We start from the raw sequence: 17,942 nt of genomic DNA, 5'->3' as shown, positions 1-17,942 counted from the left end.
TGAAAATACGATTTTAGTATTTTCTTTGGCATTATAAGTCGTACATCATAGGGATTATACATCTACCGAAATTCATATTTCCTCTACTTCGGATAGCTTTTAAAGCTTTTATGGCAGTTTTCAAACCTCCTTCTGCCTAATAATGGCTAACATTGCAACCGAAACCAAAGGTTGACATCAACATGAGAAAGACATTATTATTTTTATACCTTTTATCTCTCGGCAGTATTGCCGCATACGGTCAGACACGTCTGACCCAAGACCCCAAACTGGAACGACAACTCCACGAAAGCGGACTGATACATCAACCCCTCCCCCTGAATATTGAAAACTCTTTCGAAACCAACGGATGGAAAAAGGAGGTCTTGCAAAGCGCTCCTCTCACCCGCTCGGCAGGTACAGAGGGATGGAGTCATTCCGGCGCAGGAAGCATGTCCTTCAGTACGGAAAAGACCGTTTCCGGCAAAGGCAGCATCAAACTGCAATTCCCCACATTCACCGGGAAAAGGGCGACCGGCTCTCCTTCCGACCCAGACTATGCCACCTACGGAAACAGCAGTGTTACCTATCATCTAGACGGCGCCAATCTGGAGAAGTACAACCGCATCGTATTCTCCATCTATCCCGATTGCGACGGCGCGCGCATCGTCAACATGAACCTCACGTTTCGCAATGCAGATACTCCTGCCAAGAAAGGATATAATCAGCCTTCGGGTTCACACCTCATTAACCTTATTAATAAGGAGTGGAACCAATGCTTCCTCGAAATAGACGAGTATCAGCGCGACAAGGTGATGTCCATCACCTTCAGCACAGCCCTCAAAGGCAAAGACCGGACTACAGGAGATTCAGCTATCTACTACCTGGACAATCTACAACTGCAAACGGTGAAAGCCCCTGAGAAAGTCAGCGGATGGATACCTGCCGATGGAAAAATCTCCTACTCGACAACCGGCTATGCCGTCAACCACCCCAAAACCGCCCTCATCAACACAAACCTCACCATAGACGCCGGAAAGCGCTTCCAACTGCTTACCCCAACCGGAGAAATAGCTTACGAAGGAGACATCCGAAAAGAGAAAACCACTCTCGGAGAATTTGGCCTTATTGATTTCACCTCCTTCAATAATCCCGGAGAGTATCTGCTGAAGGTCGGAACATCGCTAACTCCCACCTTCCGGATTGGAGAAAGACTTTGGGAAGATTCACAATGGAAAGTACTGAACTTCATCTTCTGCCAGCGCTGTGGACATCCGGTTCCCGGCAAGCATTCCACCTGCCACGTAGACCTCATGTCCCGACATGACGGACGCAGCATCTCCTACTCCGGCGGATGGCACGATGCAGGAGACTTGTCCCAGCAAACCTTGCAGACGGGAGACGTGACCTTTGCTCTGCTCGAAGCCTATAATAAACAAAGAAATATCAACCCAACCCTCGCCGCCCGCCTGCGTGAAGAGGCGGAATGGGGAGTAGAGTTCATCCTAAAGAACCGCTACGGCGATGGTTACCGCGCCAGCAGCATGGGATTGCTTATCTGGCAAGACGGTGTGTTCAATACATTGGACGACATATCTTCCGTACGTGTACAGAACATGGCATTTGACAACTTTCTCTATGCCGGATACGAAGCTTACGCCTCCATGACGCTGGACAACGACCCGATGCTGCAGGAATACCTATTGCGCGTGGCCGAAGAAGATTTCGCTTTTGCTATGGAGAAGTTCAAAAAAGATGGCTTCGACCAGTTCGTCCAGCCTTACGAACACAGTTACAACACTTCGAAAAGTCAGTATATGGCTACCATCTCCTGGTCGGCAAGCCAATTATACAAGCTGACCGGAAAACCTTCTTATGCGGACATCGCCGCCGAATACATCCGCTACACCCTCGACTGCCAGCGCACGGAACCGCTGAAAGACAAAGACGGGACACGCGGATTCTTCTACCGGGACAAATCCCGCAAATCCATCGTACATTACATACACCAGTCGCGCGAGCAGGTCTATATGCAGGCCATGGTGATGCTTTGCGAAACCCAGAAGGAGCACCCCGATTATCCTAAATGGGTGAATTCCATACAACTATATGGAGAGTATCTGAAAGGAATGATGAAGTATACCCATCCCTACGGTATGATTCCAAGCGGTGTTTACCATGCAGAGGAATATAAGGATACCACCAACTTCTACGCCCTCCATCTGTTTCCCCCTGCCAATGCCAAGGAACTGTACACGGAACAGATTAAACGAGGAGTACAACTGGACAAAGAGCACTACATGAAACGTTTCCCCGTGTGGTTCAACATTTTCAACGGCAATACCGCCATCCATCTTTCCAACGGAAAGTCCGCCGCCATCTGCGGAAACTTCCTGAAGGACAAGGAACTGCTCAACATCGGTCTGGAACAGTTGTACTGGACCGTAGGCAAGAATCCTTTCGGACAATCCTTGATTTATGGAGAAGGACACAACTATCCGCAACTGAACACCTTCTCTTCGGGAGAAATGACAGGAGAGATGCCCGTCGGTATCCGTACCCTGGGCAACGACGATGTCCCCTATTGGCCGCAAACCAACAATGCCTGTTATAAAGAGGTATGGGTTACCTCGGCAGGCAAATGGCTGTCTCTGATTGCGGAATATTAGATAATGAAGAATTAATAACTTATAAATTACAAATTATGAAACATCTGCTTATTTTATTGTTTACGGCTTGCACCCTGCTGACGTACGCACAAGTCCCCGAAGGTTATCCGGCAAACTATGCCAAAGCTCCTCGCTTCAAGGCCTTGGTTTATTACACGCAACATGCGGAAGAAGCACACGTACAATTTGCAGAACAAGCAACCACTTTCTTCAAGAAGCTCAATTACGGTGACGGCTTTGTTCTGGATATTACTACCGATTTTTCAAAATACCCATACGAGAAACTGAAAGAATACAATGTCATTATCATGCTTAACACATCCCCCAACACCAAGGCCGAACGCGATGCTTTTGAGCAATACATGGAAAACGGAGGCGGTTGGGTAGGTTTCCACGCAGCAGCCTACAACGACAAAAACACGCATTGGCCCTGGTTCGTTAAGTTTCTTGGTGGTGGGGTGTTCTATTGCAACAACTGGCCTCCCCAGCCGGTATTGGTCGAAGTCGACAACGAAGAACATCCCGTTACCAAGAATCTGCCTGCATCATTCGTGGCTCCCGCCAGCGAATGGTACCAATGGACTCCCAGCCCTCGCCAGAACAAGGACGTAGAAGTGCTCTTGTCCCTATCTCCCAAGAACTATCCACTGGGTATCAAGGATGTAGTGAATTTTGGTGACTTCCCCATCGTATGGTCCAACAAGAATTACAGAATGATTTACCTGAATATGGGGCATGGTGACGAAGAGTTTATCGACGGTACACAGAACCTGCTATTGGTTAATGCTTTCCGCTGGGTAGTGAGCAAAGACAAAAGCGGCAACCCGTTCCTCAAATAAAACGGTTTCCATAACAGCAATCAAGAGAATAAATAGGGGATAATTCCCCTATTTCCTATGTTAACACTACGTTTTTATGCCGAAACAGATACTTTTCGAAGGAAAAGTATCTGTTTCGGTCGTTTTATATAGATACCCTTGCCAGTTCCCAACGGGCCGAAATGACAGTTTCATATCGTTGAAACCAAAAGTTTCACTTGCTGAAACTTTTAGTTTTACGAAAGGAAACTAAAGGTTTCCCTTAATGAAACCAATTATTTTCCCAATTAAAACTTCTAGTATTTAGCCTCAAAACTAAAAGTTTCATGCTGAGAACTAAGATAATAGCCACTTTTACGATTTACCCAATAAATAGGAGGCATCATCTTTTAGAAAGATTGGAAAGCGTGATAGATGGTTGTAACGTTTTTTATCTGTCACGGGTATCTATCACGATTTAATTGATTTATAATCAAAACAATACACCCATTTGCGTGATAGCATGACAGATATTTTGCCAAAACAAACTTTGTGAAGGAACAAAAAATCCCCGGTATTATTCACAAGGAAATACCGGGGACTCTTCAGAAAAAAACAATCAAAACTTATAACCAGCCAGGGTTCTGTGTCAAGCCACCTTTAGCCCTATCCATTTCCGACTGGTCAATTGGGAAGTATCTGAACTTCTCCGTCCAACCTTTGTTACCTAAAATCTCTGTTCCTTTATCGAAACGCAGAATATCAAACCAACGCTGCATTTCATCCATAAACTCATACCCACGCTCTTCAAAAAGAATATCCAACAGCTCCTGCTTGCTCTTTCCGGCCAAGTTGATACGATGCTCTTTGTCTTTGAAAGCGCGGTCTCTGACCTGGTCGAACCAGCCTTGCGCATCGGCACTGGCAGTTCCGTTGATGCGTACATCAAGCTCCACAGCCAGCAGCAAAACATCAGCATAACGGTAAATACGCCAAGAGTTATAATAGTTATCCGTAGGATTCACCGTAGACGTCGTCTCCTTTCTCGGATGAATCTTATAGTGCCCCAGGCCTTCGTAATTTTCCTGCTGGTCACTGACTTGGAAAGCACTTCCTGCCGGCAGTTCACCTTTGGCCACCATTTCTGCCACTTTCTTAGCCTCGTCCGCATAGACAATGACTGTTCCTTCTCGGCGCGTATCGCCTTCCTTAAACATGTTGTAAACGGAACTCGGCATGGTATTCTGCCCATAACCTTCGCCCAAGCCGCCCTGCTCGGCACTTCTCGGGTCAACAATGTTACGACCACCCAAAGAACGTGCAAGACCAAACCCTTCACCGGAGTTATTGCCGGCATAACATACCTCAAAGATAGATTCCGCACACCATTCTCCGTCTTTCACCCATAAGCTTTGATAATCAGGGTTCAACTGGTATCTTCCACTGGTGATTATTTCTTTCATGTCATTCAATGCCACCTGATATTTAGTCTCATCACGATGGAACAAAATAATTTTAGCACGAAGCAGCTTGGCAGCATCCCGGCAAACGCGTCCCTGCTGTGTAGCACTGCGCTGGGGCAGATACTTAGTCACTTCGTCATCCAAGTCACCCATCATAAACTCATAAATTTCTTCACGGGTTCCTTTGGCAACGCTATACATTTCACTGGCTGCCAGATAATGTTTGATAAGCGGGAATTGCTCATACCCCATAAACAGATGGTAATAGAAAATGGCACGGTAAAAGCGCGCTTCGGCAGAAATGGAATTGACAAAGTCTGCACTGAGGTTGCATCCGGCCAATTTGTCAATCAACAGATTGGCAGCAATGACTCCATTGAACAAGCCAAAATCCCACTCATTCCACCAAGAACCATATCCCCATGCACCGAAACAAGAAGTCGCGTCATAGGTAAAAGTATCCCATTTCGTCTTGTAAGACCCCTCACCGATACCACCGCCGGTTTCGGACTCATCACCCAGCAAAGAAGAGTAAGACCAAACCTCCGGCATACGGGTCTGCATTTCATTCATCACGGCATACAAGCCCTTCATCATATCGTCTTCCGTCTTATAGAATTCGGTTTCCGACACCTGAGTTCTCGGATTCACTTCCAGAAAATCTGAACAAGCTGTGGTCGACAAAGCCATCGCACCCAAAGCCAATACCTTTAATATCTTATTCATTGTATCTAATTTTTAGGTTAATCAAAATGTAATATTCGCACCGATAGTATAAGTACGTGCTTGCGGATATGTTCCCCCGTCAAATCCATCACGTGTTCCCACTTCAGGATCATAACCGCTGTAGTTGGTAATTGTAAACAGATTTTCGCCCTGCACAAAGAAACGCAGCCCCTTGACGCCGACACGCTGCAACATCTGTCCAGGCAGACTATAGCCAATCTGCAACACTTTCAAACGCATATACGAACCATCTTCCACAAAAAAGTTTGAAACCTGATAGTTATTGTTGTCACCATCTATCACACGTGGCACCCAATTGGAAGTGCCTTCACCATGCCAACGGTTCAGCCAAGATTTGTCGTAGTTACCAAAAGTCACATTGGAACGTCTGTACAGTTTATAAATGTCGTTTCCGATACTTCCTTGAAAGAATGCACTGAAATCCAGCCCCTTCCAATCGGCAGAGAGCGTAAATCCATACGTCCAGTCGGGATTCGGCTTACCTATCATAGTACGGTCATCGCCATTAAGACCATTTTTACCATCCAAATCTTTAAAACGGATATCTCCGGGCTTGGCATTCGGTTGTATCAAATGAGTCTTTCCGTTAGAATCTACGTAGGTATAGTTGTCTATCTCCTGCTGATTCTGGAAAATGCCATCATGCAAGTAACCGTAGAAGAAGCCGTACGGACGCCCGTTCTCCCTCCAACTGACCTGACCGCCCATACCACCACCGATATTATTGAGACCGACGCGGTCGGGGCCTTGGTCTGTTACGGTATTCTTCACATAAGAAGCATTTCCATTGATACCCAGATTCACTTCACCCACCTTAAAGCGATAGGACGCTTCGAACTCGATACCTTCGTTCTTCACTGTACCCGAATTGACCGTCATACTGCCATAACTGGTATAAAGAGGAATCGGCATGGAAAGCAGCATGTCCTTCGTCTTCTTCACGAAATAGTCGGCAGAGAATGTCAATGCACTGTTGAAGAAACGCAAGTCAATACCCAAGTCGGTCTGTTCGGAGGTCTCCCATTTCAAATCAGCATTGGCATAGCCACTGGGCAGCATGCCCGTATATACCTTTCCATTTATGACTGCATTCTTACCCTGACTCATCATACTTGTATAGGCAAAGGAGCCGATGCGTTCGTTACCGTTCTGTCCCCAGCTCAGACGTATCTTGGCAAAATCCAACCAGGAAGGTCTGTTCTCCATGAACTTCTCACGGGTCAACACCCAACCCAAAGAAACCGAAGGGAATGTAGCATACTGGTGGTCACGACTGAAGTTTGACGAACCGTCCCGTCTTACTACCGCTTCGAACAAATACTTTTCATCATAATTATAATTGATACGTCCGAATACGGATGCAATGCGGTGGTCTTCCGCCCCACCCCATACTTTGGACTGCTCTTCGGGTGCTGTGGCCGTGTCTATATATCCCTTGTCTATATCCACCACCAGCAGATTATAATCTTCCGCTTCCAAATTGGAGTAATGGTAGGAAGACATACTCGTACCGAACAGTGCACCTATATTATGACGGCCGAAAGACTTTGTATACGACAGTACATTTTCCCACTGCCAATAGGAAGACTCCCTTTTCTTATCCTCTACCTTGGAAGTGGCATTCTTACTGGTAGCATTCAGCTCGTAGACTGGAGTCACATTCTTAATGGAATTGAACACCCATTCCGCACCATAGGTAGTCTTGAACTTCAAACCCGGTAACAAGTCCACATCAAGGTTAAAGTTCGCACCGAAATTCTGAGGCATAGTCCTCTGGTTATGACTGACCTGCATGGCTGCCAGCGGATTGGTTATTTCACGCATCTCGATGATATTGTATGCCAGGCCGTTGGGAGCAATGACATGATTTGGATAAGTTACGGCATATTGCTCCAGTATAGCAGGGTCGGTCTGATAAACCGGCTCGGTAGGAGGCAACATATTCATGGAAGTAATCAAGCCTGCAGCTTCACTGTTGCCAATAGTATTACCTGTCTGGATTGACTTGGAATAGCTTGCAATTGCACCAAAACTAATCTTATTCAACCAATTTCGTGATTTCGTGTCCAGTAATACATTATTGTAATTCAAGCGTACATTGTAGCGTTCATAATCAGCATGTCCTTTGGCATAAATACCTTCTTGCTTTACATAACCGAAAGAAGCATAATAGGTAGAGTTGTCCGTACCTCCACTCAACGAAACCTTGTGGTTCATAATAGGAGCATTCTTGTTCTGCAGTTCCTTTTGCCAGTCGGTATTGACGCTGGAAACAGTCGGGAAATAAGGGTCCTTACCTGCGTTGGCAGCCATTTCATTCATCAACATCTGATAATCCGCACTACCCAGCAAATCCACCTTCTTGGAAGGATTCTGAATACCGTACGTAAATTCATAGTTCAAAGTAGCCTTCCCTTTAGTACCCTTCTTCGTAGTAATCAGTACAACACCGTTAGCACCACGGGCTCCGTAAATAGCGGCGGAAGCTGCGTCTTTCAGCACTTCAATAGACTCAATATCAGAAGGATTCAAATGACTGATACCACTTTCAGACGGCATGCCGTCTACTATATAAAGCGGATCGGAGTTGTTGACCGTACCGGTACCCCGAATACGAATCTTTGATTCCGCACCGGGCTGACCTGAATTAGAGATAATCTGTACACCGGAAACTTTACCTTTCAAGGCATTCTGAATATTTGTAGGATTACCTTTATCCAACTCTTCACTGGTAACACGGCTCACAGCAGACGAAAGTACACTCTTCTTTTGTACACCATAGCCTACTACAACTACCTCGTCCAGCAACTCAGAAGAATCAGTAAAACGGACTTTCAGATTTGTATCTGCAGCAGTCAGTTTATACTCAATAGGCTCATAACCGATAAAGGTGAAGACCAACACATCACCCACAGAAGCTTTCAGACTGAAATTCCCATCAATATCCGTCACAGTACCCACAGCCGGATTACTTTTCATACTGACATTAGCACCCGGAACCGTTTCTCCGGAAGGGTCATAAACGACACCCTGCACATTAATTTGTTGTGCGAAGAGCTGCAAAGTGCAACTGAGAATGCAAAGCAGCAAAAGGACTCTTTTTCTTTTCATGATAATAGTATTAGTTTATAAAATAGGAAGTTATTCATATTGTATTGATACAAATTCCAATACTTCGATAAGCGAAATTACGTACTAAACAAGAAATGGAAGTTGAATATTTCTCATAAGGAGTTCATTTACTAACACATCCATAAAAAACGTTTTATTTTAAACTTAAAGTGATAAAGTTTAAACCCATAAAAAAACGGATACGTTTCTGTAACGTACCCGTTTTCTTCCAAATCCATTGATTATAAAAAGTATTACCTTTCTAAAGTCCAGTTAATGGCATTTCTGAACATGGTCGTAAACCCTTCCGTTTCGTACAACTTACTACTATGCCCTATCTGGAAATAAACATTGCGTGCCTTTTTGCTTTCATTGACCCAAACCACCGGATGATCGCCCATCTTGATGTCCGATGCAGGCGTGTAGCTCGATTCGTCTACATTGGCTAATACATGTACATTAGGGCGCGGACTCTTGTCATAAGTATACCACTCGTCATCGGGCACCACGAAAGAGGCCGGAACATCCTTCATTACCGGATGCTGTTTATCTTCCACAATCAGCGTACCGTCGGCCAGCGGAGCTATGTAGTTCTTGAAACGTACACCACCCATGAAATCAGAGAACCATTGCCACATGGGATAACCGTCAAACTCGCCCAGCAAAGTAGCATGATGGAAACCGATCCAGCCGCCACGGCCTTCTTCTATATACTTGACGAATGCATCTTCCGCTTCCTTCGGCCAAGTATAAGGCGGGAAATCCAATTGAATAACCAAGCTGAACTGCGACAAGTAAGCCTCCGTTATGTTCCTGGCATTGTTTATCTCGGTAATACTGAAATTCCCCTTTACACCTTCGGCCGCCAACCACTTCAAGCCGGCATCTGTAAATCCTCCGTGCTGTCCACCACGTTCCGTCAACACCAGTACCTTCGCCTTGTGCGGCTTGCCCAATAGGTTTTCTGCTACCGTACGGCGCAAATCACCCTGCTCATTGTCTCCGCTATAATCCCAATACATGCCTCCCAGCAAATCTTTATCCAGAATATACTGACACTTGATGGCAAGTGAACGGGGATTCTCAAAACCAAATACCAACGTATCATTCTTATCGGCCAGATAAGGCACTTGAGCCACCTCATCCCACTTTTCAGTATATTGGGTATCCGTATTCCCTACCTTATTATAGTCTTGGAAGCTGGGATAACCGTCACCTCCACGACCATAGAAGGGCATACCCATCACCAGCTTGGAAGGCGGTACGCCCGCTTTCAAGTGTGCAGTAACGGCACCGTCCGAAGTAATGTCACCGCTATGTCCTGACGGATAAAGCGCCGAATGGTGCTTGGGAGCAGAAGCCATGTCATAAGCCATGATATTCACAAAATCGACGGAAGGCAAGATAGCCTTGAAGTCAATGTAACGGGCAGAAGCTACGGTGGCAAGTGTCAGTTCCTTTTCATTGCCGATGGCAGCTCTGATATCCTGCATCAGAAGTGTAAAATTCTCCGTATCGTCCGGTGACGAGGATATATTTGCCATAGAGCTGGTGGGATATTCCCAATCGATGTCAATGCCATCCAAAGCGAACTCCTTCACCACACGGTCACAGTCCGCGGCAAAAGCACGGCGATATTCATCATTGGCAGCCATCTCACTGAAACGTCCGCTTCCCCAGCCGCCGATGGAAAGCAGCACTTTCAGCTCCGGCTTCTGTTTCCTCAAATCAACAATCTGTCTCAAACGTTCCTCATTATCAATCTTGACACCGTTAAAGCTCTCGTTTACATGACCGAACGCATAGTTGATATGCGTCATGTACTGCGGGTCGGGCATCACCTCACTCCACGAAGTGACATAAGCAACCACAACCTTTGAATCGCGGGAAGCCGCAACGACCTCTTCTCCCGACTTAACGCTACCGCATGAAACCAATACGCCCAAAGCGGCAGCCATCATCATTCTAATTTTTTTCATAAGTACTATCTTTAATTACAAATTATCGCAGGTCTGACGGACCCGTGAACCTATCAATGCATAATACAGCATAAACGCTTCTCCAAAAAGAACGATGAGCCATGACCATCTCCAGCCTCCAAGAACATCGGCAAGCACTCCTTGCAACAAGGGCAATATGGCACCGCCTACCACTCCAATCATGAACACACCCGAAGCCACCGAAGTGTATTTTCCCAAATGGGCAACGGACAAAGTAAAGATAGCTCCCCACATGATGGAATGGAACAGACCTACTGCCGTGAGCAGCCACGGATTATTCAGAAGAATGGCCAGTAGGGCGAGTAGTCCTGCCGATACCGTAGTAACCGTCAACTGCACGCGGGGAGAAATCCTGCTCAGGCTACTCCCCACCAGGCGGCCCACAAGCATACCACCCCAATAGAGCGTAGCCATCAGTGCCGGAGAAGCATAATCCATCTCGATGGCGTACAGATTGATATTGGCCCCGATACAGACTTCCACTCCTACATAAAAGAAGATAGCCACCACGCCCAATGTCAGATGACGGAAGGACCATACACTTTTTTCCAGCTTTTCTCCCTTCTCTACCCTGGTTCCTTGGATATCGGGCAAAGACAATTTCATCAACAACAATACAATCAAAGAAATAACAGCCATCAATGCCAGGAACGGAACCATCAGCTGGTCAATCTGAATGTCCTCCATAGACAGACCACCGAACACGACACCGGTCACGAAATAAGGAGCAAGCGTAGTTCCCACAGAATTGGCGGAACCGCCTATAGCCAAACGCTGAATGGACTGGGTACCCTTGACATGGCAAGCCGTCAGATAAGGATTTATAACCACTTGCAGAATGGTAGCCGAAGCCCCTACCACGAAAGAACCCAGTAAGAAAATCAAGAACCCTCCAGGGATAACATTATTTCCTGCATGCCAATTCGCTTCAGGAAAGTGTACTGTGAAATAGGAAGAGGCAAAGAACAAACCAAGCCCCACAATCATCACCAGCAATCCACGCATCAATGTTCCTTTATATCCGTATTTGCTAATCCACGACGAGCCTACCCCTCCACAAACCGGATAAGCAAGGAACCAGGAGAAAGTAATCAAAGTAGCAAAAGTATTTTTCAACCCGCCCACTTCCGAAAGAAAAGTTTCTTTCAGAGGACCCTGAAACTGAGTATTGGCAGTCGTAAGGAAACCTACAATAAAGAACAAGAACACCATCGTGATGAATGGCCCCATATAGTTTATTTGTTTTTCTTGTTGTGTCATAGTATTTTGATTATTAATTCAAATAATTAGTTATCAGCCGCCTGCAAGGCGACTTAGCAGTTAAGCATGCTTGCCGCCGCCTCATCCAGCAGAAATTCACAGTTGGGATGAAGCTGAAGGATGGAAGCAGGAACATCTGTTGTCACAGGCCCTTCAAGCATCCGCTTGACAATATCCGCTTTATTAGTCCCTTTGGCAACCAGTACAATCCGGCGTGCCTGCATAATGTTCTTTATTCCCAAAGTAGCCCCTCCCAACTCTTTATCGGGAGGAGTACCCGTTTCTCTACGGATGCGTTCTTCCAGTTCCACATTCATCCGGGTCACCCATGCTTCACCGCCAAAGGGAGATTCCGGCTGGTTGAATCCCAGGTGTCCGTTCTCACCCAACCCTAAAATCAGCAAATCAATACCGCCACGGTTCGCAATTTTCTGCTGGAAATCCCTGCATGACTGTTCAAAATCACCAGAAATGGTAGGCAGCATCAAAAAATTCTCTTCCTTGATGCCCAATGTATCCATCAACTCCGTTTTCAGCATCGTGTAGCATGCTCCGGCATATTCGCGCGGCACATTCGTTACCTCATCCAATCCGAAGAAAGTAACGGTATCCACCTTAAACGGATATTTAGTATAGATTTCTCCCACCAACCGATGAAGATTGCCGGTAGTACGTCCCGTCGAAAGTCCTATCACACTCTCCGGTTCATTCAACATCTGCCCGATGATGCGCCATGCAGCCGTGCAGTCAAACTCCTTTTCATTCTTTGTTATTGTTATTTTCATATTCTTAATCATTAATTCCTAATCACATATTCATCGCCACCGCACCGGCTCCCAGAAGCCCGATAAATCCGGGATTCAGTTTCGTAATGACAACCCCGTTGCTGACAAAACGCATGGTCGTAGGATGAAGTTTCTCCAGAATCTTCTCGTGCATATACCCGTCGGCCACAATGCCTCCACCCAACACCACCGTGTCCGGGTCAATCACACGTACCAGATTCATGATAAGATTGGCAAGCGCCTCAGCTGCATTCTCCACCAGCACCGTACAGAGAGGGTCACCTTTCTGACTAAGTGCAAACACCTCACTCACAATCACCCGTTCCCCTTTTTCAGCCGGAATATGCAGGCCGGTCTCATACTGGTTGCGGAGCAGACGGGCACAATTGTCAAAACCTATGCCGGCAGCAATCGCCTCCACACAGTCCATCCGTCCACAACCGCATTTAATGCCTATGTTCACACCTACACGCACGTGTCCCACTTCGCCGGCATTGAAATGGCTGCCACGGATTTGTCTCCCATTTATCACCGTACCCACGGCAATGCCTGTACCTACATTTACGTATATGAAGTTTTTGGAAATTTGTCCGAATCCCCAGACGCGTTCGGCTCTTGTAGCGCTCTTCACATCATTGTCTATATGGCAAGGCATGCCATATATATCCGACAGTTCCTTTGCCAACTCAATCCGCTGTGTCCTGCTCGGGTCAATCTGCAGCCAGACACCTTCGTTGGGATCTACACGCCCTATCAGCCCAACACCCATCGCTACCGGTTTCTGGTCATACCAGCCCACGGTACGGATATAATCATCGAGCGACGACTTGATGATTTCCAGCGCAGCCTGCTGATTAAAGTAACCGGAGTCATATTTCTTATACCTCAAAATGTTGCCACGGCTATCCATTTCGCCAATCAGCAACTTCGTGCCTCCTAAATCAAGACCTAAATACGTTTCCATTTTTTATATGCGTTTTTTAATATTGTTTACTGTCCACAATATTACGCACTATCAGGGAGACAAGGGTTTATTCTCTGACAAAAAAGGTTTAATACTTGTCAGCGGTGGTTCAAAAGCAGTCTTCATGGCTCTAAATTTTGCTGGGACTGGTGCCAAACTGCTTTTTGAAGCATGTACTAAAATATTTCGGGTCAGAAAATCCGACCATATTCGCCACTTCCCCTATCGAATATTTCCGGGAAACCAGCAGCTCTTTTGCCTTGTTCAAACGGACAATGCGGATGAAGTCATTCGGTCCCTGCCCGGTCAGCGTCTTTATCTTATTGTAGACAGAAGTGCGGCTCATGCCCAGCATCCGGCAGAAGTCATTGATGGAGAATTCCGAATCGGACAACTCCTCCTCAATCACTTTCATAACCTTGTCCAGAAACTCCTTGTCCAACTGGCTGGTATAGTCTGTCTCTTCGGGCTGCGCATCCATCGCCAACACGGTTTCGCGCAAATGCTGCCTATTCTGAAGAATATTCCTGATACGCACTTTCAGCACAGACAAGTCGAAAGGCTTGATGATGTAGTCATTGGCACCGGCCTCCAGTCCGAAGATGATATTTTCCCTCTCACTCAGTGCGGTCAGTAATATAATAGGTATATGGCTTGTATCTACCGATGACTTCAGAATCCGGCACAATTCATCACCTTCCAGTACCGGCATCACAATGTCCGAGATAATGATATCAGGATTGATTTCCCTTGCCGTCTCCAATGCCTTTCCGCCGTCGGGCACGGCAACTACCTTATATTCGGAAGACAAGCTGTCCACCAGATACTCCCTCATATCCGCATCGTCCTCCGCCAGAAGAAGGACATTCTTCCCGGCACGTTCCGTTTCTTCATGCACAGCCCCGGTAGCGGCCTGAGCTTCTTCCCGGCCGTCAGCCTTCGCTTCCACCGCCACGCTCGCCTTTATCCTCTGCGGGAAAGTTACCGTAAACGTAGTTCCCTGCCCTTCCACGCTACTGAAAGAGATGGTGCCGTGATGCTGTTTCACAATGCGGCGCGTAATCATCAGACCGATACCCGAACCGGTTTCCTCAAAGTTCATGGCATTCTGGGCTCTATAATATTCGTGAAAAATATTGCCCTGCTCCTCTTTCGGAATGCCGATACCCGTATCCTTCACTTCAATAGTCCACTTCTTTCTTGCAGTCTTCACCAGTATGTGAATGACTCCCTTCTCTGTATACTTCAAGGCATTGGAGAGCAGATTGTCTATGATATGATCCATCTTCTCCCGGTCAATCCAAACCTTGGGCATATCCGGCTCCACCTCCAACTCTATCCCGACGCTCTTCTGCATGGCGGCTAAATGAAACTCCGCCATCTTTTCCTCCAGATAAGCCTTAATGTCGTATGGAGAAACCTTCAGACACTCCTCGACATGCAGTTCCGTTTTCTGCAACTCAAGCAGTTGAGTAATCATTCCCATCAGTTTTTCCACATTCTTCATTGCCACCGCAACGGTTTTCTTACCCTGCTCCGGAAGTCCCTCCTGCGCTTCGAGCTCGCTCAGCGGAGCCTTTATTAAAGTAACCGGTGTACGGATATCATGGGCTATACTGATAAAGGAACGTATCTTGTCCCTTATACGCCCCTCGTTCACCTTATGCCTCCTATACTGCACAAACATGTAGACAAAGACAGACAACAAGATGAAATAGAGGAGCAGCGCCCACCACGAAACCCAGTAAGGGTTATGAATGACAATGTCCAGACTTCTTTCTCCCACCTGCTGCCCGGTGTACTTATCAAATGCCCGCAAGCGGAATACATACTTACCGGACGAGAGATTCATATAGCTCACGTTCCGCACTGAATTGGAGTGTTCCCACTCCTCATTGTGATTTTCGAGCCTATACTCATACCTGATACGATGCGGGACTGCAAAGTTGATGGCAGAGAAGGAAATAGAGAAGGAGTTTTGATTATACTTCAAATCTATTTTCCGGGTATCATTGATATTCGTTTGCAAAAGAGAGCCTTTCATTCCCGCTTTGACCGATTCGTAAAGCAGTTTAAAGTCTGTCAGAATCAGCTCAACAGACACATGGGGCCCTAAGTCCAAAGACGGGAGAAAGGAAAGAACCCCTTCTGCAGTGCCGAAAGCAAGACATCCATTCTTCAACTTAAGGGCAGCATTCGGGTTGTAATATCCCCAGCTGACATCCAAAAAATCATTGGCACTGATGATAATATCCCGGGAGCAGTCCAAGCAATACAATTCCTTCTCCGTACTGAACCAGATACGCCCTTCGTTATCCTCCAGCAGGCTGTTGATGGAATTGGAAACCAGATTGTCATCTACGGTATAGGCATGCGCCTCTTTCCCATCCGGCCCAACACGTATAAGGCCTTCCCCGTCTGTAGCCAGCCAGGTATCGCCGGATGAGGACTGCATCAGGCAACGGACAGGATAATGCAGAGAGATGTCTCCAAACGTCTGATGCCACTGCGTGTCTCCCGACTTCTTATCAAAGACGGCCAACCCGCTGCAACCGGCAATCAGTAATGAGCCCCCCTTACCCGGCTTTATGTCACCTATGCAATCAATCGGGTAATATGTATAAGTATCCGTCCGTATATCGTAACGGGTAAACTCTCCTTCAATACCACCGAACCAGACATAATCCCCTTCCGCATAAATGGCATAAACATAGTCGGTGGCCATTCCCTTCTCCGGATGTGCATTTCTTTTCTCTTTCTTCTGTACCCGTCCGGTCTGTTTATGAATACAATAGACACCGATACCATAGCCACCTACCCAGATGTTTCCCCCGGAGTCTTCGGCAAGCGCCAATACCACTTTGCCACTATATTCCGTACCGTCCAGATAGTGGGTCCATTTGCGTGACCGAGGTTGATAGAGGCTGACGCCGTTGTTTGTACCATACCAATAATCTCCCTCCGAGTCCTGAAACATCACATTTACATGGTCCGACTTCAGGGAATTATCATTATTGCGTTCGTGCCTGATTCTATAGACATCCGGCATCTCCGGATCCAGATAGCTGATGCCATTCGTAGAAGTGCCAATCCATACAACTCCGGATTCATCCACACAAATATCGGATACCGTATTACCACTCAAGCTTTTGTCATCATCCCCGTTATTCATATAATGGTTCAAAAGTTCTCCGGTAGCGACATCCATGCAAAAAACACCTGCACCGTCGGCTCCCACCAGCAGCAAATTATCCTTTGTCTTTGCAAACGAACGGATAGGTACATGAGGAATCCGGTCATTCAAGGAATGTATTTGCCCTTCGGGACCGTCAAGCACAAATACGCCGTTTGAAAAGGTACCGATGAACAGCTTCGCTCCGAAGACATAGAGCGATTCCACATGCATCTCTGTATGCAGGTCAACCGGCCTCGTCTCAAAAGACGAAGAACCTGCCGCTCCTGCCTTCGTCAGCCGGAAGACACCCTTGTCGGTGCCTGCAAAAAACACTTCATCTTCCATTTGGACTATGCAACGGACAGATTGCCCCTTCAATCCGGCAAAAGACAGCCCTGCACTTTCTTCCCAAGAATAAAGCCCCTTTGACATACACAACCACAAACGGTTTTCGTCATCAAACAGCATATTATACAATACCGGAGAAGGCAGGTAATCGGCCAAGTCCACACGCAATTGGAAAGAGTCCGTCAGTTTGTTGTATGCATAGATTTTTCCATTCTTCAATGCAACCCAGACAATACCCTCCTTATCACACATCATGGTAGTGGAAGACTGGATATTGTCCCTGGAATCAACCATTCCGTCCAGCTTGTAATGCTTGATTTCATTCCCGTCATAACGATCTATCCCGACATGAGTATACACCCAGACAAATCCGGCTGAATCCTTGTTTATCTGGAATACTTGCCGACTGCCCAATCCCTCCTTGATACCCAAGGTGCGGAATGAACCGGCAAACAAGTCAGCGGACAAAAAAACGAACACCCATAACAGCAGAAATGTACATGCAACGGATTTATATGGAAACGGATATGGAGCAGACATAGGTCATATATTGTTTTTCGGATGCAATATTACGCATAAATATAAAAAAAACGGTCGAAAAACTATCCGAATAGGTTCGATTTCTATTACTTTTGCCTTCCGAA

The 17,942-nt window shown here is 46.5% G+C and carries 9 protein-coding genes; 2 read left to right on the top strand and 7 right to left on the bottom strand.

Annotation, left to right across the window (positions count from 1 at the left end):
* The first annotated feature begins 182 nt into the window (after positions 1–182).
* Complete coding sequence (locus ACESTD_RS00395) at positions 183–2,648, top strand: glycoside hydrolase family 9 protein (RefSeq protein ID WP_373158579.1); 2,466 nt, start codon at positions 183–185, stop codon at positions 2,646–2,648.
* Positions 2,649–2,683: 35 nt separating this feature from the next.
* The gene (locus ACESTD_RS00390; protein ID WP_195288398.1) at positions 2,684–3,487 is read left to right on the top strand and encodes a ThuA domain-containing protein; all 804 of its coding nucleotides are present in this window, start codon (positions 2,684–2,686) and stop codon (positions 3,485–3,487) included.
* A gap of 584 nt (positions 3,488–4,071) precedes the next feature.
* Here the strand turns inward: ACESTD_RS00390 and ACESTD_RS00385 are convergent.
* The 7 genes from ACESTD_RS00385 to ACESTD_RS00355 all read right to left on the bottom strand — a co-directional run bounded on the left by ACESTD_RS00385 (position 4,072) and on the right by ACESTD_RS00355 (position 17,838).
* A complete protein-coding gene (locus tag ACESTD_RS00385; RefSeq protein ID WP_044468636.1) occupies positions 4,072–5,634 on the bottom strand; it encodes a RagB/SusD family nutrient uptake outer membrane protein in 1,563 nt (520 codons plus the stop codon).
* Positions 5,635–5,655: 21 nt separating this feature from the next.
* Positions 5,656–8,766, bottom strand: coding sequence for a TonB-dependent receptor (locus ACESTD_RS00380; RefSeq protein ID WP_195288397.1), 3,111 nt, complete (start codon positions 8,764–8,766; stop codon positions 5,656–5,658).
* 254 nt (positions 8,767–9,020) lie between these two features.
* Positions 9,021–10,745 carry a glycosyl hydrolase family 18 protein gene (locus ACESTD_RS00375; RefSeq protein ID WP_098031942.1) on the bottom strand — a complete coding sequence of 575 codons (1,725 nt, stop codon included), beginning with the start codon at positions 10,743–10,745 and terminating at the stop codon, positions 9,021–9,023.
* Between the two features lie 15 nt (positions 10,746–10,760).
* A complete protein-coding gene (locus ACESTD_RS00370) occupies positions 10,761–12,026 on the bottom strand; it encodes an MFS transporter (protein ID WP_008665144.1) in 1,266 nt (421 codons plus the stop codon).
* A gap of 53 nt (positions 12,027–12,079) precedes the next feature.
* Positions 12,080–12,811 (bottom strand): 6-phosphogluconolactonase, encoded by a 732-nt coding sequence (locus tag ACESTD_RS00365; RefSeq protein ID WP_057097540.1) that lies wholly within the window; start codon positions 12,809–12,811, stop codon positions 12,080–12,082.
* A 22-nt stretch (positions 12,812–12,833) separates the two neighbouring features.
* On the bottom strand, positions 12,834–13,775 hold the full coding sequence (locus ACESTD_RS00360; RefSeq protein WP_005833057.1) for an ROK family protein: 942 nt from the start codon (positions 13,773–13,775) through the stop codon (positions 12,834–12,836).
* Positions 13,776–13,905: 130 nt separating this feature from the next.
* Positions 13,906–17,838 carry a hybrid sensor histidine kinase/response regulator transcription factor gene (locus ACESTD_RS00355; protein ID WP_195288395.1) on the bottom strand — a complete coding sequence of 1,311 codons (3,933 nt, stop codon included), beginning with the start codon at positions 17,836–17,838 and terminating at the stop codon, positions 13,906–13,908.
* Between the last annotated feature and the right edge of the window lie 104 nt (positions 17,839–17,942).

This window comes from Bacteroides sp. AR20 (assembly GCF_964250605.1).
GTDB classification, from domain to species: Bacteria; Bacteroidota; Bacteroidia; order Bacteroidales; family Bacteroidaceae; genus Bacteroides; species Bacteroides uniformis.
This window is presented reverse-complemented; position numbering and strand designations above follow the sequence as displayed.

Coding starts and splice junctions, on each gene's coding strand:
- ACESTD_RS00395 (WP_373158579.1), top strand. CDS start 183: ATGAGAAAGACATTATTATTTTTATACCTTTTATCTCTCGGCAGTATT.
- ACESTD_RS00390 (WP_195288398.1), top strand. CDS start 2,684: ATGAAACATCTGCTTATTTTATTGTTTACGGCTTGCACCCTGCTGACG.
- ACESTD_RS00385 (WP_044468636.1), bottom strand. CDS start 5,634: ATGAATAAGATATTAAAGGTATTGGCTTTGGGTGCGATGGCTTTGTCG.
- ACESTD_RS00380 (WP_195288397.1), bottom strand. CDS start 8,766: ATGAAAAGAAAAAGAGTCCTTTTGCTGCTTTGCATTCTCAGTTGCACT.
- ACESTD_RS00375 (WP_098031942.1), bottom strand. CDS start 10,745: ATGAAAAAAATTAGAATGATGATGGCTGCCGCTTTGGGCGTATTGGTT.
- ACESTD_RS00370 (WP_008665144.1), bottom strand. CDS start 12,026: ATGACACAACAAGAAAAACAAATAAACTATATGGGGCCATTCATCACG.
- ACESTD_RS00365 (WP_057097540.1), bottom strand. CDS start 12,811: ATGAAAATAACAATAACAAAGAATGAAAAGGAGTTTGACTGCACGGCT.
- ACESTD_RS00360 (WP_005833057.1), bottom strand. CDS start 13,775: ATGGAAACGTATTTAGGTCTTGATTTAGGAGGCACGAAGTTGCTGATT.
- ACESTD_RS00355 (WP_195288395.1), bottom strand. CDS start 17,838: ATGTCTGCTCCATATCCGTTTCCATATAAATCCGTTGCATGTACATTT.